Source organism: Geomicrobium sediminis, from assembly GCF_016908595.1.
Taxonomy (GTDB): domain Bacteria; phylum Bacillota; class Bacilli; order Bacillales; family Marinococcaceae; genus Geomicrobium_A; species Geomicrobium_A sediminis.
Genome location: NZ_JAFBEC010000002.1, coordinates 337,992 through 359,035, shown reverse-complemented (window position 1 = coordinate 359,035; position 21,044 = coordinate 337,992). Strand labels below are relative to the sequence as shown.

Genomic DNA, 21,044 nt, shown 5'->3' with positions numbered 1-21,044 from the left:
TTCTTGTATCGGTTTTTGCTATAATAATATGCGCACAAACACAAAGAGACAACTGCCTATCGTAGGTAGAACAGCTCCAAGTCATGGAGATGTTCAAGTTTGGAGGTCCGTATTAATGACGAGTTACCACTTTATCGGTATAAAAGGTTCGGGAATGAGCGCACTTGCGCAAATTCTTCACGATATGAATGAAGATGTTCAAGGCTCAGACGTCGACCAACATTTCTTTACCCAGCGCCCGTTAGAAGAGCGTGGCATTCCGATTTTAGCTTTTGACAAAGATAATGTGAACAATAACCAAGAGATTGTTGCGTCAGCGGCATATACAGAGGATCATGAAGAGATTCAACAAGCCAATGCGATGGGTGTGAAAGTACAACCTTATCCGACATTTCTCGGTGAATTTGCTTCTAAGTACACATCAATAGCTGTGACTGGTGCACACGGGAAGACAACAACGACTGGTTTATTATCACACGTTTTGGGCGCGTTTAGACCAACGTCCTATTTAATCGGTGATGGCACAGGTAAAGGCGAACAAGACAGTACGTTTTTCGTGTTTGAAGCTTGTGAATACCGACGTCATTTCTTAAACTATCATCCGGATTATGCAATCATGACGAACATTGACTTCGATCATCCGGATTACTTCAAGAACGTAGAAGATGTTTTTGATGCATTTAATCAAATGGCATCTCAAGTGAATAAAGCGATTATTGCTTGCGGCGATGACGAATATCTTCAAGCGTTAAATGCTCCTGTTCCAATTGTTTATTATGGAATAGAAGGAAAACATGACTTTAATGCCGAAAACATTACGACAGATGAAAAAGGTACTCATTTTGACGTAACCATTCGTGGGGACTTCTTTGAACGTTTCACCATTCCAGGTTACGGGAAACATCACGTATTAAATGCATTGGCTGTTATTGCGTTATGTCATTATGAAGAGACACCAGTGTCTGTTATGAAAGATCAACTCGCTACGTTCCCAGGCGTAAAGCGTCGTTTCACTGAGAAAAAGTGGGGCTCACAAGTATTGATTGATGACTATGCGCATCATCCTACTGAGATTCGAGCAACGATTGAGTCAGCAAAAGCGAAGTACCCGAACAAAGACATTGTCGCGATTTTCCAACCGCATACGTTTACACGTACTTTTGCCTTTCTTCAAGATTTTGCTGATTCACTTTCAGAAGCAGATCATGTATATTTATGTGACATCTTTGGTTCAACGAGAGAAAAGCAAGGGCAGCTTACTGTTGAAGATTTACAACAACGAATTGAAAATGCTCAACTCCTGAAAGAAAATGATATTCTTTCCCATACGAAACACGAAGATAGTGTACTCTTATTTATGGGTGCTGGAGATGTGTCTAAGTACCAAAAACGTTACGAAGCACAATTCTCAAACAAAGTATAATGGATACAGGCAGTCGGTCGACTGCCTGTATCTCTATACATTGGACGAGTTTAAATAAGGGTTTTAAAAGTGGAAAACGTGGGAATGAAAATTTTAAGGAGGCGAGTTGGGTGACGATTGTATACATAAGTGTGGCAATTGTAGCCATTGCAATTGTCGTGTTAATCTTCTATATCATCAAAACGCTTAAGTCTGTTCAGGGGGTGGTTGAACAATTAGGCAACACATCCAGTGCTGTCGAAAAGCAGCTTCAAGGTATTACGACCGAAGTCGATCACCTCATGAAGACAACCAACCGACTTGCTGAGGATCTTGAAGGGAAGTCTGAGTCATTAAATGGCTTATTCCAAACGGCAGATGAACTTGGCAAGATGTCGGAGAAGGTGAATCATTCACTTCAAACCATTACGAATCGAGCTTCAGTTGAAGCTGAACGCCAAGCACCTCAAGTGTCACAATTTGTACAGTGGGGAAATGCGGCAATCGACTTGTATGCAAAATGGCAAAAACGTAAACAATCGTAAGAACGACTAATTATGAACTGAGGAGGACTTTAACATGAGTGATATGAATACGAAAGACTTTTTAATTGGAACGCTTATCGGTGGTATCGTAGGGGCTTCTGCAGCATTGCTATTCGCTCCAAAGTCAGGTAAAGAACTTCGTGGAGACATTAGTGAAGGTGCATCAACTGCAAAAGACAAAACGTACGAGTTTACGAATGCAGCTTACGAAAAGAGCAGTGAGTTTGCAAACGCTGCGATTGACAAAACACAAAATGTAGCTAAGACGGTTTCTGACCAATCTTCACAAGTCGTTGATCGCATTAAAGATGCGACAGGGCAACTAAAAGAAGATGCCGCTTCTACGAAGAAATCTGCTGAAGAGCTTGCAGATGAGCTATCCAATGAGTTGAAAGACTCTGGTGAAGAAATTTCTGGTACAGTTAAGGAAGAAGTCGAGAACCTTAAAGATAAGGTTAAGAATTAATTCGGAGGTTGGCATGCAACAAGTAACGACTGAACAAGAGATTGAACAAGCATTTGTTCAACACGAGAAGGTTTTTGTTTTTAAAAACAGCACAACGTGTCCGATTAGTGAAGCGGCTTTTGAAGAATTAAAAGCCTTTGACGAAGCTAACGACACGGGAATTCCGGTTTATTACTTGCATGTTCAAGACTCACGTTCGCTCTCGAATTGGGTTGCAGATGAATGGAGTATTAAGCATGAATCACCTCAAGCATTATTGTTAAAGGAATTTGATGTTGTTTGGTCTAAGTCTCATTACGACATCAAAAAAGATTCTTTACTGGATGCAGCAAGAGCATAAAGCACAGAAAACGATCGTTCTTTTAGAACGATCGTTTTTTACGTAATTGCATAGAGTAAAAAAAGGAGAAAATTCAATTTATCACTTTAACGCTTAAAAGCGTCTAACAAATAAAGAAAAGTTCGTGACAACAGTAAAAAGATCAGTTATAATGGCTACAATCACAAAAGACAGAAGAGATAAAGATAGGAGAGGATTAGACATGAGTCATGAGGAATTAGATCAGTTACGCGCGAAGCTAGACGATAAAAATATGGAATTGCTCAAACTTTTAAATGAGCGTGGCAATCTAGTTAAGAAGATCGGTGAAGTTAAAAGCAAAGCTGGTACGAAACGATTTGATCCGGTTCGTGAACGGAAAATGCTTGATTTAATCGCCGAAGAAAATGAAGGACCATTTGAAACAACCACATTGCAACATCTATTCAAGCAAGTATTCAAAGCTAGTCTTGAGCTAATGGGTGAAGACGAACAGAAGACACTACTCGTTTCTAGAAAGAAACATCCTGAGAATACAGTCGTTAATGTTAAAGACACATTAATTGGAGACGGCGTTCAGAAGCTAATCGCGGGTCCTTGTTCGGTTGAAAGCGAAGAGCAAGTGTTGACGGTAGCGAAAGCACTTAAGGAACGTGGCATCTCGTTACTTAGAGGTGGCGCATTTAAGCCGAGAACCTCTCCATACGATTTCCAAGGTTTAGGTCTTGAAGGATTGAAGATCCTGAAAAAAGCCGGAGATCAATACGACATGGCAGTGATCAGTGAAATTGTCTCACCAAATGATATTGAAACAGCACTCGACTACGTCGATGTCATTCAAATTGGTGCAAGAAATATGCACAACTTTGAGCTTCTTAAAGAAGTTGGGATGACGGATAAGCCAGTATTATTAAAGCGTGGATTATCTGCTACGATTTCAGAGTTTATTCACGCAGCTGAATACGTGTTATCAAGAGGAAACACGAACCTCATGCTCTGTGAACGTGGCATTCGAACGTACGAGACGGCGACACGGAACACGTTAGACATTTCAGCGATTCCAATCTTAAAGCAAGAAACCCATTTACCAGTCCTTGCTGACGTTACTCATTCAACGGGTCGAAGAGACTTGTTGTTACCAGCAGCAAAAGCAGCACTCGCTATTGGAGCAGACGCAGTAATGGCAGAAGTTCACCCAGATCCAGCTGTCGCATTATCTGATTCTGCACAGCAAATGGATATCGCAGAATTTAACGAGTTCGTAACGACGCTTCGGGAGTCTAACTTACTCAAAGATGTTGCAGCAAAAGCATCGATTTAGTTAAAAAAGGGAAACCATCGCTTTGATGGTTTCCCTTTTTTTGTGTCATTCCAAGTTAACTTACGAATATTTCTTTTTACGAAAAGCTGCCAACTGGATTCCGACGAACCCTGTAATGTTGTATAAAATTAAGTAGATCCACGTGCTAACATCTGCAAAATCAAGTCGATTTACAAAAACGATAAACAGATGAAAAGCTGTGAACAAAATAACACCAACGACCCATTTAATTTTTTTATCAGTAAGTATATTTCCGATTACAAAACCAACCAAAAATGTAATTAAAGGGTTAAATACTGTCCAAAGAACAATTGGAGGCATCTCCATCACCTCTAGTTTGATTTCAAAGCACTTTCTATCATACCAGTTTTACGTTAAGACATGCATCGATTCCAGTTAAATTGATGAAATGTCTCGTAATTGTCACATCTTAAAGTATGGACCGTTTTCATGTCTCTCATACGTTAACAGGTTTGCATGGAAGGCTTTCAGGAAATAATAGAAGGTGGATGTAATGAATGAGGGCTAAACATCTGTCTTCTCTTGTCGATATAAAACAAAGAAGCATTTGCAGACCTCTATTAGTTATCGTATGATTATCCTATGAAAACGAAATGAAAGCTTGTATTTAAGGAGGTCTACCATTGAGTACGACAATTTATGATGTTGCAGCGGAAGCTGGTGTTTCAATGGCTACCGTCTCGCGCGTAGTGAATGGAAACCCAAATGTGAAACCTGCAACGAGAACGAAAGTTCTTGATGCCATTCAGAAACTAGAATACCGACCGAATGCCGTTGCAAGAGGGCTTGCCAGCAAACGAACGACGACTGTTGGTGTAATTATTCCGGACATCTCAAGTATCTTTTTCTCAGAGTTAGCAAGAGGGATTGAGGACATTGCAACGATGTACAAATATAATATTATTCTTTGTAATTCGGATAACAACAAGGAAAAGGAAATTCACCTCGTAAACACCTTGCTCGAAAAGCAAGTCGATGGAATTCTGTTTATGGGTGGAGAGATTACTGAAGAGCACGCTGAGCAATTAAATCGCTCGCACGTTCCAGTTGTCCTTGCAGCAACGTTCCATGAAGATGGAGATTTTCCATCTGTAAACATTGATTACGTACAAGCAGCCAAAGATGCTGTGATGATGCTCATCGACAAAGGGCATGAAAGAATCGGCATGGTATCGGGCTCTCTTGAAGATCCAGTAAACGGCTATCAGAAGTTTAGAGGATACAAAGATGCGTTAAGTAGTAAAGGAAAGGAATTCGATGAATCACTTATTGCGATCGGAGATTATACGTACGACTCTGCCATCGAAGCCGTTCAACAACTTCTTTCAAAAGATAACCGTCCGTCAGCAATTTTTGTTGCTACTGATGAAATGGCTCTAGGTGTTATTCATGGTCTTCAAGACCAAGGAATTAACGTACCTGAAGACGTTGAGGTCGTAGGGTTTGATAATACTCGACTAGCAACGATGGTACGTCCTACATTAACGACAGTCGTACAACCGATGTATGATATTGGTGCGGTCTCTATGAGACTTTTAACAAAGTATATGAATAAAGAAGAAGTTTCTGATGGAGTTGTCGTACTTCCGCACCGTCTAGAGTACCGAAATTCGACAAAAGCATAATCTTCACCAAGAAATAGGAGGCTACATTCATGACAAGAAAATTTGATATCCTAACGCCTATTGGTCTACTTGCTGGGCTTGTCGTCGTAACGCTCGCGATTTATTCCATTACTGGGTTAGACGGAGTTGTTCTTTTCATTCAGCTAGCCTCCATTTTTATCGTTGTTGGGGGTGTGTTTGCTGCACTTCTCGTCAACTTTACTTGGGAAGATTTAAAGAGATTACCGTCTGTGTTAAGAGAAGGTTTTAGACGAGACGAAATGAATCTCGAACAGCTAAATGAAACGTTTATCGACCTTTCAACGAAGGCGAGACGTGAAGGATTATTATCGTTAGATTTACATATTGAGAATGAAGTGGAACAACCGTTCATAAAAAAAGGAATTGGCCTTGCTGTTGATGGTGTTGAGCCAGAAGTCATTAAAGACATTATGATGGCTGAAGTGATTGCAATTGAAGAAAGACATCGAAAAGGCAGAAGAATGCTTGAGAAAGCAGGAGAGTATGCACCTGCTTGGGGGATGGTCGGTACAATTGTAGCGCTCGTCATTATGTTAAATGATATGAACGACCCAGCAGCCCTTGGACCAAGTATGGCACTAGCGATGTTAACGACGCTTTATGGATCACTTGCTGCGAACTTATTCTTTAACCCTCTTGCAAGTAAACTTCAAGCAAAAACCGAAGCAGAAGTGTTTGCAAAAGAAATTATTATTGAAGGCGTTATTGGCGTTCAATCTGGTCAGAATCCTAAAATTCTTGAAGAGAAGCTTGAAGCATTCGTGCGTAAAGAAAAGCATCGATTTGAGAACTTAAGTGGCTCAGGAGCGATCGTAAATGAGGCGTAGATCAGAGGGTGGAGAAAGCAATCAAGGAAGAGGCTGGCTCGTTACATTTTCAGATATGGTGCTCATCATTCTTGTCTTCTTTATCATGCTATTCTCCATATCAAATGTAGATGCACAACGCTTCCAAGCTTTGTCAGAGTCATTTTCTGGAACGAGTATTATGGATGAACTATCTTCAATTACGGAATTTGAAGATGAGCAAATTGAACAGCTTGTTGACGAAGAAGAGGAAGTTGACCATTTTACTGAAGTAAAAGAATATATTGATGAATACTTGATTGAACATGATCTTGGTGACATGATTCAAACGATTCAAGATGATCGTGGTATCACATTAATTTTGCAAGAACAGCTCTTATTTAATTCTGGAGAAGCGCTCATCTTGTCAGAAGCGAAGCCATTTCTAGATCAAATCGTCAGCATCTTAAAAGGGATCCCTGATTATTATATTGAAGTAGAAGGACATACAGATAATCGTCCAATTGAAACGTATCGTTATCCATCAAACTGGGAGCTATCAGGAGCTCGTGCAAGTAGTGTTATTCGCTACATTACAGAACGTAGTGAGAAGGTTGAACCTGGGCGTTTTAGAGCGACAGGATATGCGGATACAAGACCACTTGTACCGAATGACTCAAGAGAGAACATGCAGAAAAACCGGCGTGTTGTCGTCATGATTACAGATCGTACAACTGCTGATGAAAACCAATAAGCATCTGCCTATCTAGGCGGATGCTTATTGGTTTTCACGTATATAATATAGTGCTTTTTCTAGTGTGTTGTTATTTTTCTCTTCAATCTCAAGCTTACGCGGTATGTTTGGCATCATAGAAGAAGGTTCTTTCCACGTATTGATCAACTTTGTTGGAAGAGCGCGATCTTGCCATTTCGCGAGCCAATCTTCAGGTAAGTTACCCGTAGCTTTTGACGTTTGATTCGTCATCTCAAGCCAGACGAGCGACCAAGCTTTCGGAACGACGCGCCACCAATCATATCCTCCACCTCCGACAGCTACCCAACGACCTTCACAATATTCATGAGCGAGTTCATGGGCAAGACGGGGAACCGCATAAAACGTCTCCATCGTTGTTGATAGGTGGGTCAATGGATCAAAATGATGAGCATCGGCACCGTTTTGTGAAACGATTATATCTGGTTTAAAGAATCGACAAGCTTCTCGTACCGCCGTTTCATAACAATGAATAAACGATTCATCTTCAGTGAAAGCATCGACTGGAATGTTGAGTGAGAACCCGTAGCCCTTACCATTTCCCTTTTCCGTAATTGCTCCAGTACCAGGGAACAAATAACGTCCAGTTTCATGAATGGATAGGGTCATAACGTTCGGATCATCATAAAACGCCCATTGCACACCATCCCCGTGATGAGCGTCCGTATCGATATAGAGTACTTTCACGTCATAACGTTCACGCAAATAGCGAATCGCAATGGCTGTGTCGTTGTAAATACAAAACCCTGATGCTTTCCCTCGGAAGCCGTGGTGCAGACCGCCTCCTAAATGAGCTGCGTGAAGTACTCTTCCTTCCATAACTTCATGTGCCGCACGAATGGTCCCACCAACGAGGTTAGAAGCCGCAAGATGCATGTCTTTAAAAACCGGTGTGTCTTCTGTACCGAGCCCATACTTCTCTAAGCTTCCGTTGCCAAGACTCTCAGTGCCAGCGTGTTTAACCGCTTCCATAAATGAGTGATCATGAAACAAGCAAATTTGTTCGTCACTTGCCGATTTCGAGTGAATCATATCATCGTCAGAAATGGCACCTAACGATCGGAGTAAATCAACGGTGAGTACTTGACGCAATGGACTAAACGGATGTTCTTTTGAGAATTCGTACGGCAATTGTTCGTGATTATAAATGAAAATGGCATCGCGTTTACTCATCGAATAACCCTGGTGCCGACGGGCTCATAAGCTCGTACCCTTTTTCTTTGAGTTCTTGTATGGCCGGTCTTGGATCCATGATTTGAACTCGAAATGTTAACACTTTCGATACCCCATCTTTATGGGGGTACACGAGAACACTCGTGATATTCACCCCGTATTTATGGAATATTGTTGCGACTTCAGCGAGTGTCCCGCTGAAATCTTTTACTTTAATTTCAAGTTGACTGCTCGGTTGATCTGCACCGGTTAACCGAACGAGTGTGTCTAGCAGGTCGCGACCTGTAATCATGCCAACGAGTTGTTTTTGGACGGTTACAGGTGCAGCACTAATTTGTTGTTCGCTTAACATACTCGCGATATCTTCAACAAAATCAAGGGGATGTGCGGTAAACACATCGCGCTTCATAATGTTGTGAAGAGGTCTTGAAAGAAGTTCATCCGACTGTTCTCGAAGAAAGATGGAGTGCTTACTGTCGCGAATATCTCGATCCGAAATAATTCCGATTAGTTCATAGGATTGATTGACGATTGGAATATGACGAATTCGTTCACGTTCCATCATCTTCACAGCGTCTTCAATCGAGTTCGTCTCTTGTAGCGTATGAATCGGTTTTCTCATCATATCCTCAACTAGCACGTCGATCACCTCTGATAAGTTCTAATACATAAAACGGTTAACGAAGCGAATGTTATCGAATTCTTGTACGTCCTCCATTGGAACACGCTTTCCAATACGAACCATTAAACAGTTGGCAGGGTGAGAGCTGATTTCTGGATCATCGGTTGCCATCCAATAAAGCCCACCGGAGTTCATCATTTTCTCCATAAGTTTACGATAATCCCAAACGGAAAGGCCGCTATTCTTTAAATCCCAATGCCAATAATACTCAGTCGTAATAATGATGTAGTCTTCTATTGCATCATCTTGCATTGCAAGTTGAATTAATTTACTTCCAACTTTCCCTCCGCGATACTCGAATGCTACTTCAACAGCTCCAAGCTCCAATAAATTGTCAAGAGGGCTCTCAGACCAACGTTCAAGTGGGTCTGGGTAAACAAATGTAACGTAACCTACGACGGTATTGCGATGTACTGCGGCGATAATTCGACCTTCAGGTAAATCAGCAATTCCGACCAGAGCTTCTTTCTGTGCTTCAGGTTGTCGAAACGCCACTAACCCTGGATGGAAATCATAATTCTTAAGGTGTGCTCCGCATATTGGACCTTCTAATAAGACGAGATTGTCATTAACGTTAAGCTCTTCAGAATAATAGGTCTTTTTATGAATCATGCCATCACCTTTACAAGTAGTTAATTTTATTATACTACATACTGAAAGAAGAAGTATCGGAATCCGCTTAGGTGAATCTAACAATTGTTTGTAAAAAATTTGACAAATTATCAACATTATAAATTGATTCATATAAGAATAGTGCGTATAATGAGAATTAATCAATGGTGGTACACAAAATAGTGTATATGGCTAATTTACCATTAAAGAAGGAGAGATAAACATGGAAATGCAAACGCTTCCACCAAAAGGTGGCAATCCGAATCTACAAAGCTATGACGAAATGGTGAAACAATTCGATTGGACTGAAGTTGAAAAACATTTTTCTTTCCATCAAACCGGTAAGGTGAACTTGGCCTATGAAGCCATTGACCGCTACGCAGAAGATGAGCAAACGAAGAATAAAATTGCTCTTTTATATAGCGATGCAAATCGCGATGAATCGTATACATTTGAAGAAATGAAGCGGATGTCGAACCGAGCGGCAAATGTGTTTAAGGAAGCTGGCATTAAAAAGGGAGATCGTGTATTTATTTTTATGTCTCGTTCTCCAGAATTGTATTTTGCAGCACTCGGTGCAATTAAGATTGGTGCAATTATTGGGCCGTTGTTTGAAGCATTTATGGAAGGTGCGGTTCGTGATCGCCTTGAGAATAGTGAAGCGAAAGCAATCGTAACAACACCAGAATTGATTGAGCGAGTTCCAGTCTCTGAACTTCCAGCTTTAGAGCATGTGTTCATTCAAGGAAAAGACGTTGATGAGAAGGACGGAGTTATTGATTTCCAAGCGAAGCTGAATGAGGCTTCTGAAGATGCTGAAGTTGAGTGGGTCGATAAAGAAGACGGCTTAATCTTACATTACACGTCAGGATCAACTGGAATGCCTAAAGGGGTATTACACGTTCACGGTGCGATGCTTCAACATTACCAAACAGCGAAATGGGTACTCGACTTGAAAGAAGACGATGTTTACTGGTGTACAGCTGACCCAGGCTGGGTGACAGGGACATCTTACGGTATTTTTGGACCTTGGTTAAATGGGGTTACAAACGTAGTTCGTGGAGGACGTTTTAGTCCAGAAGATTGGTATAGCACAATTGAGAAATACAACGTAACGGTTTGGTACAGTGCACCTACAGCATTTCGTATGCTCATGAGTGCTGGAGAAGATGTAATTAAGCAGTATGATCTTTCGAGCTTGCGTCACGTTCTTAGTGTAGGTGAACCGTTAAACGCAGAAGTCGTTCGTTGGGGAGCGGAAGCGTTTGGTCAACGCATCCATGATACGTGGTGGATGACAGAGACTGGCGGTATGATGATTACGAACTTCCCGGCAATGACTATTAAGCCTGGATCAATGGGGAAACCCTTCCCAGGTGTTGAAGCAGCAATTATTGATGATCAAGGGAATGTACTCCCTCCGAACCGTATGGGTAACCTTGCCATTAAGAAAGGTTGGCCATCGATGATGCGCAAGATTTGGAAGAACGAAGAAAAGTATCAAAGCTATTTTGAAATTGATGGATGGTACGTATCTGGTGATTCAGCGTACATGGATGAAGATGGTTATTTCTGGTTCCAAGGGCGAGTGGATGATGTGATTATGACGTCTGGGGAGCGAGTGGGTCCGTTTGAAGTTGAGAGTAAGCTCGTTGAGCACCCTGCAGTCGCTGAGGCAGGTGTCATCGGAAAGCCTGATCCTGTTCGAGGAGAAATTATTAAAGCATTTGTTGCGTTGCGCTCAGGTCATGAAGTGAGTGATGAGTTAAAAGAAGACATCCGCGTGTTCGTGAAGAAAGGGCTTGCTGCACATGCAGCGCCTCGAGAAATTGAATTCCGTGACAAATTGCCGAAGACGAGAAGTGGTAAGATTATGCGCCGCGTCTTGAAAGCTTGGGAATTAGATTTACCAACAGGTGACTTGTCTACTATGGATGACGATTGATATGATCACGAGAAAAACCGCACCCCTCGGGGTGCGGTTTTTTATTTTACGTATCCGTTGTAGGTGGATCGTCTGGTTCAGGTTCAGGCTCAGGTTCAGTTGGCTCATCGTCACCGTCGTCTCCGTTAGGAGGTGTTTCTTCTGGTGGTTCCGTGTCCTCACCGTTCCCGTTGTCGCCTTCACTAGGAGTGTCTTCTTCTGGAAGATCAGACTCTGGTGGTTCCTCTTCTTCAATAGGCTCATCAGGTTCAGTTTCCGTGACTGATGAAGCGCCTGACTGGCGTCCTAGTGTATCTACAGCAGCTACATAGTAACTTTGACCAGATGAAACCCCTGAGTAGCTCGTTGTTGTGTTGCCTTTTACGCTAGCGACATGTTCGCCACTCGCTGTATAGATTCGATAGCCGACAATATCTCCTGCGCCATGTTGGGCCCAGCTAATCGTGCCGCCGCTCGAACTAACACCTGTTACTTCAGATGGATTCCCATCTACGATTGGGGCATCCCGTTCTGGAACGAGGTTACCGCTCAAGCTTTCTGGCAAGTAGTTACTAATGTCAACACCACTAAAAAATGTAGAGTTAACGGAGAAGCCAGTATCTGTAAATTCACTCGGCGTATCGTCATACGCAAGATAGCTTTGACCGCTAATTGTAACGTATCGAGTGCCACTTAAGGAATCGTCATATTCTGATGGTAAATGGGCGCTGTTAAAGAGGTCCGTATTGACGAGACCTGCATCATAACACGCTTGTGACGGAAGCAATCCACTTATACCGCAGATTGATTGACGCACAATACCGTCTGGTTGTGAAAAGCGATCATCCGTAAGAACTGCATCAGAATCTGCTTCAACTGCAGCGTTCATTAGTGTCGCCCATAAGCGTTGATTCCGAGGCGCGTAATCGCCTTGTAGCGATCGATGCTCAGAATAACCGAGCCAGACGCCAAAGCTTACTTTAGGATTCATGCCGACAAACCAATAGTCGTACGTATATTGAGACGTTCCGGTTTTACCAGCCCAATCGCCGCCAAAGTTCGTAAGTCCAGGAATTCTAGATGCTGTACCGCTTGAAACGACATCTCGCATCATATCAATGGCTAAGTACGCCGTTTGAGGCGAAAAGACCTCGGTTTGTTCTGACTCATGCTCATAAATGACTTCACCGGTGTGAGTCTCAATCCGGTCAATCATGTAAGAATGATTCCGAGTTCCGCCAGTCGCGAGCGTTGACAGCGCATTCGTGTTCTGTTCTACCGTTGCAGTAAAAGAGCCGAGTGCATAGGATTGCAGCATATGATCCTCTTGCGGTCTGTATCCGAGTTGCAGAAGTTCATCGTACGTTTCTTCTTCAGGCAACTCCCATAGCGTTCGCACAGAAGGGGTGTTTCTAGAGTTTGTAATCGTATCTCGAACTGACGGAATGCCTGCATAGCCACCGCCAAAGTTGCTAAACGTTCCACCCCCACGGTAATTTGTCGGTACGTCTGGAACAACAACGCCCGGCTGCACGATGCCTCGCTCCATAGCCGAAGCGAAAGGCATTAACGGTTTTACCGTTGAACCGACAGAGCGCCTCGCTTGCGTAGCAAGGTTAAACGATTCTTCTTCAAAGTCACGACCACCAACAAAGCTTAAAATGGCGCCAGTTTCATTATCTTGCATAACGGCACCGACTTGCTCGATGAGTCCATCATTTGAATTCGGACCGAATAGATTGCCGTTTTCAACAGCTTCTTCCATTGCATCATAAATGTCTTTGTTAATCGTAGAATGAATGCGATACCCACCTAATCGAAGTTGGGTCTCAGCTCGAGCGTAATACTCACTGCGAATGGATTCACGCTCTTCTGATTCGTACTCACTTAAGTCAACGCCATCTTTGTCTAAGAAGTAATCACGCAAGATTGGAATCGCACGTCGTTCCAATTCATTCGTAATGTACGGATACCGTTCAAAGCTGTTGCGAGGTGCTGAGTCTGTGAAATCACTGACAATGTCATAGTCTCTCGCTTCTTCGTATTCTTCTACGGTAATCATACCCGCATCGACCATTCGATAAAGAACTGTATTCATTCGACTTAGGCCTGCGGTGAGGTCTTCTTTTAAATCTCCATTTCCATCAAAAGGTGTGTATGAAAACGGATTTTGAGGAATTCCTGCAATAAACGCAGATTGCGGTAAATTCAATTCAGAAGCATCAACGTCGAAAATGCCGTTGGCAGCTGCTTGAATTCCAGCAATCTGAGTCCCCCCTGCATTGCGTCCGAAAGGAACGATATTTAAGTACGCTTCTAAAATGTCGTCTTTATCAAGATAATTCTCAAGACGCATGGCGATCATCATTTCTCTTGCCTTTCGATCAAAAGAAACTTCACTGGATAGCATTTGATTTTTGACAATTTGTTGTGTGAGCGTACTTCCTCCAGTTTGCATGCCAGTGTCTACAAACTCTTGGAACGTTGCTCGCATGATAGCTTTCGGAACAATTCCGTTATGTTCATAGAAGTATTCATCTTCTGTAGAAATAAGTGCTGCTTGTACATAGTCTGAAACGTTTTCAAGTTCAACTTCCCGGCGCTCTAATATAGAAGGAAGCTCGCCCAAGTAAACGTCATTCGCAAAGTACACTTCACTCGTTTCTTCATAGTTGTACACTTCTTCTTTCATTTGTGCTTCTGTATATTCAGGTTCTCCTTCAACGAGAGAAACAAAATATCCAGCCCCAGCTGCTCCTACGAAGGTTGTTCCGAGTAGTAATGTGACGGTTATGATAATAAATAAATTCCATAGAACTAAACTTGTCAAATTAATACGTTGGATATACCGTTTATCTCGTAAAGAATCAAGCCAGTTATTCAATTGCTGAATACGAGACTTCATCACTCACCTCCATACAAAATCACGCATATTATAGCATACTTTTTAACATACTAATCAACAGCTCTAGTACAAATTCGATAATGTTAGACATTTTCCTCTTACCGATTTCTCGTTAGTTTTCCATAAAGGCGATTGAGCATACAGTTGACATGATGAATTCCTCGTGATATAACATGAAGCATCGCTATAACATAAAAGTCATGACGGTAACGAAGTAGTTTAGCGCTTATTGGTACAGAAAGTCGACGGTTGCTGCGAGTCGATCCAGAACGTTAAATGAATTACATTGCCCGAACTTTCCCGTAAGTGGAACGTGAACTCTGCGTTAAAGAGCCGAGTGGAGAATAGAGATGCTATTCTCAACAAGGGTGGTACCGCGACACGTTCGTCCCTTTTTTGGGGGTGGCGTTTTTTTTATGTTTAATTTTAATTAGGAGGAAGTTACATGTCAGAGCAATGGAGCTTAACACCAGAACAAACGGAGCTTGTCGACCGTCAAGTGGAAGATTTGATGCGTGGCATCGTTGAGATCGTCCCAAAAGAGGCATTTCGAGATAAAATTGCTAAAAGTGTCGTTACAGGTAAGCCACTAAATATTAAATTAGGTATGGACCCTTCAGCACCTGACGTACACATCGGTCACACGGTTGTGCTACACAAATTACGTCAGTTCCAAGAATACGGTCATCACGTACAAATGTTAATCGGGGATTTCACCGGACGAATTGGAGATCCAAGTGGAAAGTCAGAAACGAGAAAAGTTTTAACGAGCGAACAAGTTGCAACAAACGCACAAACGTACGTAGAGCAATACGGTAAGATTATTGATATGGACAAAGCGACACTTTACTACAATTCTGAGTGGTTAAGTAAACTAAACTTTGAAGATGTTATTCAGTTGTCGGGGAACTTAACGGTTGCAAGGATGCTCGAGCGTGAAGATTTTAATAACCGTTACAAAAACAATTTACCGATTTCAATTCATGAATTTTTCTACCCATTAATGCAAGGGTATGATTCGGTTGCGATGGATACAGATATTGAAGTGGGCGGTACGGATCAGACGTTTAACTTAATGATGGGGCGCCAGCTCCAAGACGCATACGGGAAAGAAAAGCAAGTTGCCTTAACGCTTCCATTAATTGAAGGACTTGACGGTGTACGTAAGATGTCGAAGTCATTGAATAACTACATCGGCATTGACGAAGAGCCTAACGAGATTTTTGGTAAATCAATGAGTATTCCAGATGAATTAATGATTAAATACTACAAGCTTGCGACTGACATTCCATTAGAAGAAGTCGAAGCCCTTGAAAAAGGATTAGCGGACGGTTCAGTCCATCCAAGAGATGCAAAGCAAAACCTTGGGAAACACTTTGTTGAAATGTACCATGGCAAAGAAGCGGCAGAAGAAGCGCAACGTTACTTCCAAACGGTCTTTACAAAGCGCGCGCTCCCAGAAGATTTACCGGTCGTGAAATGGGAGAAAGATCGTGAGATTTCACTGATTGACCTTCTCGTTGAATTGAACATGATGCCTTCTAAAGGTGAAGCGCGCCGGATGATCAAAAACGGTGGCGTGAAGATTAATGAAGAGAAACAAGAGGATATTCAAACGACAATAACCGTTGAAGACGAGATGATCGTTCAAGTCGGAAAACGTAAATTCGCAAAACTAACTGTATAAAACACGAGGGACAGTCCCCCAGCGCTTTAACGTACCGGGGGACTGTCCCCGGTGCGCATTTTATGATAAATTGTAAGAATAGATCGACAAATATACTATTTAGGAGTGAGACGAATGTATAACAAATCATATTTTAGTCGCTTAGGAGAATTTAAAGAACTTGCTCCGGCTGCATTTGAAGCATTTATGGCGTTTGATCAACAAGCGCTACGAGAAGGTCAATTAGATGGGAAGTTAAAGGAACTCATCGCTGTTGCTGTTGCCCATACGACGGGGTGCCCGTATTGTATTGAGCTGCATGTAAACCAAGTGAAGCAAAAAGGAGCAACGAAAGGTGAGATGGCAGAAGCAGTGATGGTCGCAACAGCACTTAAAGCAGGCTCTGCGATTGCACATAGTGTGAATGCTTTAAACGCGTACGATGATTTTACGGAAGATTCGCTTTATGAATCTTCCTACTTTAAACGATTACCAGAGCTAAAAGAACTTAGTCCTGGCGCATTCAAGACCTTTATTGAGTTTGACCAAGAAGCGTTAAAGCCAGGTGCGCTCACGAAGAAGGAAAAAGAATTAATTGCAATTGCGGTCGCGCACACGACGGGATGTCCGTATTGCATTGAATTGCATACAGGTGGTGTCAAAAAAGCAGGAGCATCAAAAGAAGAAGTAGCAGAAGCAGTAATGGTTGCAACGGCACTAAAAGCAGGTTCTGCACTCGCTCACGGAGTTAACGCTTTAAATGCGTACGATTCATAAAAATCCGCATTAACCTTGAGTAAGTTTCGTAAACGTGTTAGAGTAACTGATTAGTACAGCAAGTCAAACACACATATGAAAGAAGGGTAACGGAGACGTTACCCTTCTTTCATGTTTAAAGAGAATATGGGTTACGTGTAAATATCCTAGTGTCACATACAGAAGAAACGCATATGAACCCTTTCGTATGCGCTTCTTCTGTATAATCATCGGATTGAAACGTTCGCTTACTTCGGTAATGGTGCATTTGGTGAAAGCAACTTACGCTCAAGGAGCTCGTCCCAAAATTGTGTAGGAATTGATTCTTTCATTGCATCCAAATCTTCTTTTATTCGTTCTGGTCGAGTTGAACCTGGTATGACGGCTTCAACGGCTGGGTGAGCGGTTGAGAATTGAAGCGCTGCAGCTTTTAAGCTCACGTTAAAACGTTGTGCGACCTCGTTTAGTTGTTGAACGTGTTTTTTAATTTCTGGTGTTGCTTCTACATAATCAAAGTGTTCTCCACCTAGCAAGGCACCAGAATTGTAAGGACCACCAATCACAAGTCCCATACCTTTCTTTTGAGCAGTCGGCATCATTCTTTCTAACGCTCGTTCGTGCTGCATCAATGTATATTGTGTAGCGGATAAGCTTAAATCAGGATGGGAATCTTCGAGCTCCATTGCCAGTTCAATTGGCGCCGTTGTGTTTACACCAAGTCCCCATGAGCCAATGACCCCTTCATCACGGAGCTGAGTGAGTACACGGAATGCACCGTTTCTCGCTTCATCAAATTTCGTAATCCACTCATCACCATGAAAATCTGGTGAAATGTCATGAACGTAAACAATATCAAGGCGATCGGTTTTTAAACGCTCTAGACTTTGTTCAATGGAACGTAACGTTCCATCTTTTGTGTAGTCATCAATCACATTATTTTTACGACCATGTTCGAATAACCCTTTACCATTTTCTGCTTTTTCGTCGGAGATTAGACGACCGACTTTTGTGCTTAATACATAGTCATCACGATTATAATTAGATAACACTTCACCTAAACGAATTTCAGACAACCCAGCACCGTAAAGTGGGGCAGTATCGAAGTAACGAATGCCATGATCCCAGACGGATTGAATCGTTTCCATCCATTCTTTCTCTGGTATATCACGAAACATGTTTCCGAGTGGTGCTGTACCAAATCCAATTTTTTCTTTTATCGTTAAGCTCATTGCTAAGATTCCTCCCTCAAAAACAGATATCCTTCATTCATAACCTGAATGAGTACAGTTTAAACATTGATTAAGATGTAAGAGCCTCACAACAATTTGCTGTTTAGCATAACGAAATAGATAAATATAAAAAAAGCCCCTTAAGACGTTGATCAACCAACATCTTAAAGGGGCTTTTAACATAACTCTGCAATCTAGGAAGATTAACGAGAGTACCACTCAACGATTAACGCTTCTGTGATTTCAGAAGAAAGCTCAGAGCGCTCAGGAAGGCGAGTGAATGTTGTTTCAAGCTTTTCACCATCTACGTTTACGTATTCTGGTGTGAAAGCAATCGCTTCACGTGCTTCACTGATTGAAGTGAGGTTTTGAGACTTTTCGCGAACACCGAATACTTGTCCTGGCTTAAGTGTGTAAGAAGGAATATCTACACGCTTACCATCAACAGTGATGTGTCCGTGGTTAACGAGTTGGCGAGCTCCACGACGAGTGCGAGCAAGACCAGCGCGGTAAACGAGGTTGTCAAGACGAGATTCAAGAAGAATCATGAAGTTCTCACCGTGTACTCCGTCGATTTTACCTGCTTTATCGAATGTGCGTTTGAATTGACGCTCATTCAAACCGTACATGAAACGAAGTTTTTGCTTCTCTTGAAGCTGAACACCGTATTCAGTAAGTTTCTTTCTTTGAGTTGGACCATGTTCACCTGGAACATATGGGCGCTTTTCTAATTCTTTGCCAGTACCGCTAAGAGAGATTCCAAGACGGCGTGACTTTTTCCAAGCTGGACCTGTATAACGAGCCATAGTAATAGCTCCTCCTTCATCACGATAAATTTGCGTGAAAAAGACGGACAGTGGCAATCTCTTATTCGGACATTTTGCTTTCACACATCTTCGCTCCGACAGCGAGGAGTTAGTGATGCACCTCTTCGTGTATAGAAATACGGTTGAGGAACAAAATGAGCACGTATAAGTTCACCTAGGCTGCCTTTTAACACAACTACCATTGTATAAAGATCAGGATGAAAAGTCAACCTCTCGTTTACGATGGAAAACATGATATAGTAGGTAGGAAACTGTTAAGGAAGGTGTGACCTGAATGAATGCTAATGAGCTAGCATCTTATATTGATCATACGCTATTAAAGCCAGAAGTAACGAAAGAGGCCATCGTAGCATTATGTCAGGAAGCGAAAGATTACCACTTTAAAACGGTATGCGTTCATCCGTACTGGGTGAAGACGGCAGTAAAAGCGCTTGAAGGCACAGAGGTTGGCGTGACGACAGTAATCGGGTTCCCTCACGGCACGACAACAAAAGAAGTGAAAGCATTTGAAACCGAGCAAGCAATCCAACACGGAGCATCCGATGTTGATATGGTCATTAACGTTGGTGCGTTGAAGTCTGGCCTCGTTGATGAAGTGGAAGAAGATATTGCATCTGTCGTTAAGGCGAGTAACAAACGTGCAGTCGTAAAAGTTATCATTGAAACGAGTCAACTTACGGATGAAGAAAAGGTAGTGGCTTGTGAGCGTGCCGTTGCAGCTGGAGCAGACTTTGTGAAAACATCTACTGGATTCCATACAGGTGGAGCGACGCTTTCTGATGTTCGTTTAATGAAAGAAACAGTCGGCAGCAATGCAAAAGTAAAAGCGTCAGGCGGAGTAAAGAACGCAAACGATGCGAAAGAATACATCGATGCAGGAACAGATCGCATTGGAACAAGCTCAGGAATTGCAATTGTTTCAGGTGGACAATCACAATCAACTTATTAATTACACAGGCTCTGCTAACGAAGTTAGTGGAGCCTTTTTTTGTGAGAGTGAGATCATGAGTCAGTTTGTTCATTGGTTTAAAGGACAACCAAAAGAGGTATTGACTACTATGTAAGTATACTAGGAGGTTTTTATTTTGAATTTCCGAGTCGATGCGTTCACACAGTTTGCTTTATCAACGACTGACGATGAATTTGGAACGGTAAATGATGTTTATTTTGACAGCGTTGGAAATTGGAAAGTACGTTATATCATTGCAGATACAAGGCCTTGGTTTTTCGGAGGCAAAGTAATACTAAGTCCTGACAGTGTGGAGCGAATGGACATAGACGCTCAGCTCCTCCACCTTTCGGCGACAAAAGAAGAGATTAAAGACAGCCCTAAGCCTGATGAGAAAGAACCGATTTCTAGGACGCATGAAGAGAGGATTTTAAGTCATTACGGGCTACCTTATTATTGGACGGCTCCAGGTGGAATGGCGCAAAATGGCACACACCCTTATCCGACTGTAGGTCCGCTATCCCCGGTTGCAGTCGAGGCTGTAATTGAGAGCGAAGAAGCTCAAATCTCAGAAGAACCGACGGAAGACGTGAATTATCATTTACAAAGCTCTAAAGATTTAACGTCTTATTCGGTCTATTCCCGTGGGGAGAAGATCGGCAAAATTGATGATATTGTGTTCGATAGTAGAACGTGGCAAGTTGAATTTATTGAAGTAAACACAGGTACGGCACTGAAGAAAACCCATCACCTCATTCCAGTCCAGAAGTTTAAAGAACTTGATCCAGTCACAGAACGTGCACACGTTGATATTGATTTGGAGAAGCTTAAAGATGCCCCAACTCATGAGCAACTCACAGATGAGCATAAAAAGGGAATAAATAAATACTACGGCATGTCAGGCATGTCTGGATTATAGAGTTATCGCTCGTAGGGAACCGTCTCGCTTGAAGGCAGACGGTTCTTTTTGTTGAGAGGTTTGAGCATCTCCCTACTTAGATTGCCGGATGTACCTATATCGATAATTGCTCTATTCCTCTAGAA

20 protein-coding genes and 1 other annotated feature are annotated in these 21,044 nt (G+C 42.2%); of the genes, 13 read left to right on the top strand and 7 right to left on the bottom strand.

Annotated elements, in window-relative coordinates:
- Positions 1–115 precede the first annotated feature (115 nt).
- The 5 genes from murC to JOD17_RS04665 all read left to right on the top strand — a co-directional run bounded on the left by murC (position 116) and on the right by JOD17_RS04665 (position 4,053).
- Positions 116–1,423 (top strand): UDP-N-acetylmuramate--L-alanine ligase, encoded by a 1,308-nt coding sequence (murC, locus tag JOD17_RS04685; RefSeq protein WP_204695908.1) that lies wholly within the window; start codon positions 116–118, stop codon positions 1,421–1,423.
- 110 nt (positions 1,424–1,533) lie between these two features.
- Positions 1,534–1,947, top strand: coding sequence for a DUF948 domain-containing protein (locus tag JOD17_RS04680; protein WP_042359693.1), 414 nt, complete (start codon positions 1,534–1,536; stop codon positions 1,945–1,947).
- 34 nt (positions 1,948–1,981) lie between these two features.
- The gene (locus JOD17_RS04675; protein WP_042421026.1) at positions 1,982–2,413 is read left to right on the top strand and encodes a YtxH domain-containing protein; all 432 of its coding nucleotides are present in this window, start codon (positions 1,982–1,984) and stop codon (positions 2,411–2,413) included.
- Between the two features lie 13 nt (positions 2,414–2,426).
- Entirely contained in the window at positions 2,427–2,753 is a 327-nt protein-coding gene (gene ytxJ / locus JOD17_RS04670; RefSeq protein WP_042359692.1) for a bacillithiol system redox-active protein YtxJ, read from the top strand.
- A 202-nt stretch (positions 2,754–2,955) separates the two neighbouring features.
- Positions 2,956–4,053 (top strand): bifunctional 3-deoxy-7-phosphoheptulonate synthase/chorismate mutase, encoded by a 1,098-nt coding sequence (locus JOD17_RS04665; RefSeq protein WP_042421028.1) that lies wholly within the window; start codon positions 2,956–2,958, stop codon positions 4,051–4,053.
- 60 nt (positions 4,054–4,113) lie between these two features.
- Here the strand turns inward: JOD17_RS04665 and JOD17_RS04660 are convergent, their stop codons facing one another.
- Complete coding sequence (locus JOD17_RS04660) at positions 4,114–4,374, bottom strand: hypothetical protein (protein WP_042421029.1); 261 nt, start codon at positions 4,372–4,374, stop codon at positions 4,114–4,116.
- Positions 4,375–4,697: 323 nt separating this feature from the next.
- Between JOD17_RS04660 and ccpA the strand changes: the two genes are divergently transcribed.
- Genes ccpA through JOD17_RS04645 form a run of 3 tightly spaced genes read left to right on the top strand, consistent with a single transcriptional unit; the run spans position 4,698 to position 7,259 of the window.
- Positions 4,698–5,699: a catabolite control protein A gene (ccpA, locus tag JOD17_RS04655; RefSeq protein WP_204695907.1), complete on the top strand. Its 1,002-nt coding sequence runs from the start codon at positions 4,698–4,700 to the stop codon at positions 5,697–5,699.
- Positions 5,700–5,728: 29 nt separating this feature from the next.
- The gene (gene motP, locus JOD17_RS04650) at positions 5,729–6,547 is read left to right on the top strand and encodes a flagellar motor protein MotP (RefSeq protein WP_204695906.1); all 819 of its coding nucleotides are present in this window, start codon (positions 5,729–5,731) and stop codon (positions 6,545–6,547) included.
- A complete protein-coding gene (locus JOD17_RS04645; protein ID WP_204695905.1) occupies positions 6,537–7,259 on the top strand; it encodes an OmpA family protein in 723 nt (240 codons plus the stop codon). The genes motP and JOD17_RS04645 overlap by 11 nt, the downstream gene beginning before the upstream one ends.
- 24 nt (positions 7,260–7,283) lie before the next feature.
- On the opposite strand, the gene JOD17_RS04640 is transcribed toward JOD17_RS04645, so the two are convergent.
- From JOD17_RS04640 to JOD17_RS04630, 3 genes are read right to left on the bottom strand one after another with little or no spacing between them, the layout of a single operon-like run.
- Positions 7,284–8,450, bottom strand: coding sequence for an acetoin utilization protein AcuC (locus JOD17_RS04640; RefSeq protein WP_204695904.1), 1,167 nt, complete (start codon positions 8,448–8,450; stop codon positions 7,284–7,286).
- Positions 8,443–9,090 carry an acetoin utilization AcuB family protein gene (locus tag JOD17_RS04635; RefSeq protein WP_204695903.1) on the bottom strand — a complete coding sequence of 216 codons (648 nt, stop codon included), beginning with the start codon at positions 9,088–9,090 and terminating at the stop codon, positions 8,443–8,445. The genes JOD17_RS04640 and JOD17_RS04635 overlap by 8 nt, the downstream gene beginning before the upstream one ends.
- 21 nt (positions 9,091–9,111) lie before the next feature.
- Positions 9,112–9,744, bottom strand: coding sequence for a GNAT family N-acetyltransferase (locus JOD17_RS04630; protein ID WP_204695902.1), 633 nt, complete (start codon positions 9,742–9,744; stop codon positions 9,112–9,114).
- Positions 9,745–9,967: 223 nt separating this feature from the next.
- On the opposite strand from JOD17_RS04630, the gene acsA reads away from it, so the two are divergent.
- Positions 9,968–11,689 carry an acetate--CoA ligase gene (gene acsA, locus JOD17_RS04625; protein ID WP_204695901.1) on the top strand — a complete coding sequence of 574 codons (1,722 nt, stop codon included), beginning with the start codon at positions 9,968–9,970 and terminating at the stop codon, positions 11,687–11,689.
- 46 nt (positions 11,690–11,735) lie between these two features.
- Here acsA and JOD17_RS04620 read toward each other — a convergent pair whose 3' ends face one another.
- Positions 11,736–14,573 (bottom strand): transglycosylase domain-containing protein, encoded by a 2,838-nt coding sequence (locus JOD17_RS04620; protein WP_204695900.1) that lies wholly within the window; start codon positions 14,571–14,573, stop codon positions 11,736–11,738.
- Between the two features lie 191 nt (positions 14,574–14,764).
- Positions 14,765–14,969 (top strand) — a binding site (T-box leader).
- A 49-nt stretch (positions 14,970–15,018) separates the two neighbouring features.
- On the opposite strand from JOD17_RS04620, the gene tyrS reads away from it, so the two are divergent.
- Positions 15,019–16,260 (top strand): tyrosine--tRNA ligase, encoded by a 1,242-nt coding sequence (tyrS, locus tag JOD17_RS04615; RefSeq protein WP_204695899.1) that lies wholly within the window; start codon positions 15,019–15,021, stop codon positions 16,258–16,260.
- A 114-nt stretch (positions 16,261–16,374) separates the two neighbouring features.
- On the top strand, positions 16,375–17,016 hold the full coding sequence (locus tag JOD17_RS04610; RefSeq protein ID WP_204695898.1) for a carboxymuconolactone decarboxylase family protein: 642 nt from the start codon (positions 16,375–16,377) through the stop codon (positions 17,014–17,016).
- Positions 17,017–17,243: 227 nt separating this feature from the next.
- Here the strand turns inward: JOD17_RS04610 and JOD17_RS04605 are convergent, their stop codons facing one another.
- Both JOD17_RS04605 and rpsD read right to left on the bottom strand, forming a co-directional pair.
- On the bottom strand, positions 17,244–18,224 hold the full coding sequence (locus JOD17_RS04605) for an aldo/keto reductase (protein ID WP_204695897.1): 981 nt from the start codon (positions 18,222–18,224) through the stop codon (positions 17,244–17,246).
- A 203-nt stretch (positions 18,225–18,427) separates the two neighbouring features.
- Positions 18,428–19,030, bottom strand: coding sequence for a 30S ribosomal protein S4 (gene rpsD, locus JOD17_RS04600; protein WP_204695896.1), 603 nt, complete (start codon positions 19,028–19,030; stop codon positions 18,428–18,430).
- A 295-nt stretch (positions 19,031–19,325) separates the two neighbouring features.
- Between rpsD and deoC the strand changes: the two genes are divergently transcribed.
- Both deoC and JOD17_RS04590 read left to right on the top strand, forming a co-directional pair.
- Complete coding sequence (gene deoC, locus JOD17_RS04595; RefSeq protein WP_204695895.1) at positions 19,326–20,000, top strand: deoxyribose-phosphate aldolase; 675 nt, start codon at positions 19,326–19,328, stop codon at positions 19,998–20,000.
- 136 nt (positions 20,001–20,136) lie between these two features.
- Positions 20,137–20,919, top strand: coding sequence for a PRC-barrel domain-containing protein (locus JOD17_RS04590; protein ID WP_204695894.1), 783 nt, complete (start codon positions 20,137–20,139; stop codon positions 20,917–20,919).
- The last annotated feature ends 125 nt before the right edge of the window (positions 20,920–21,044 follow it).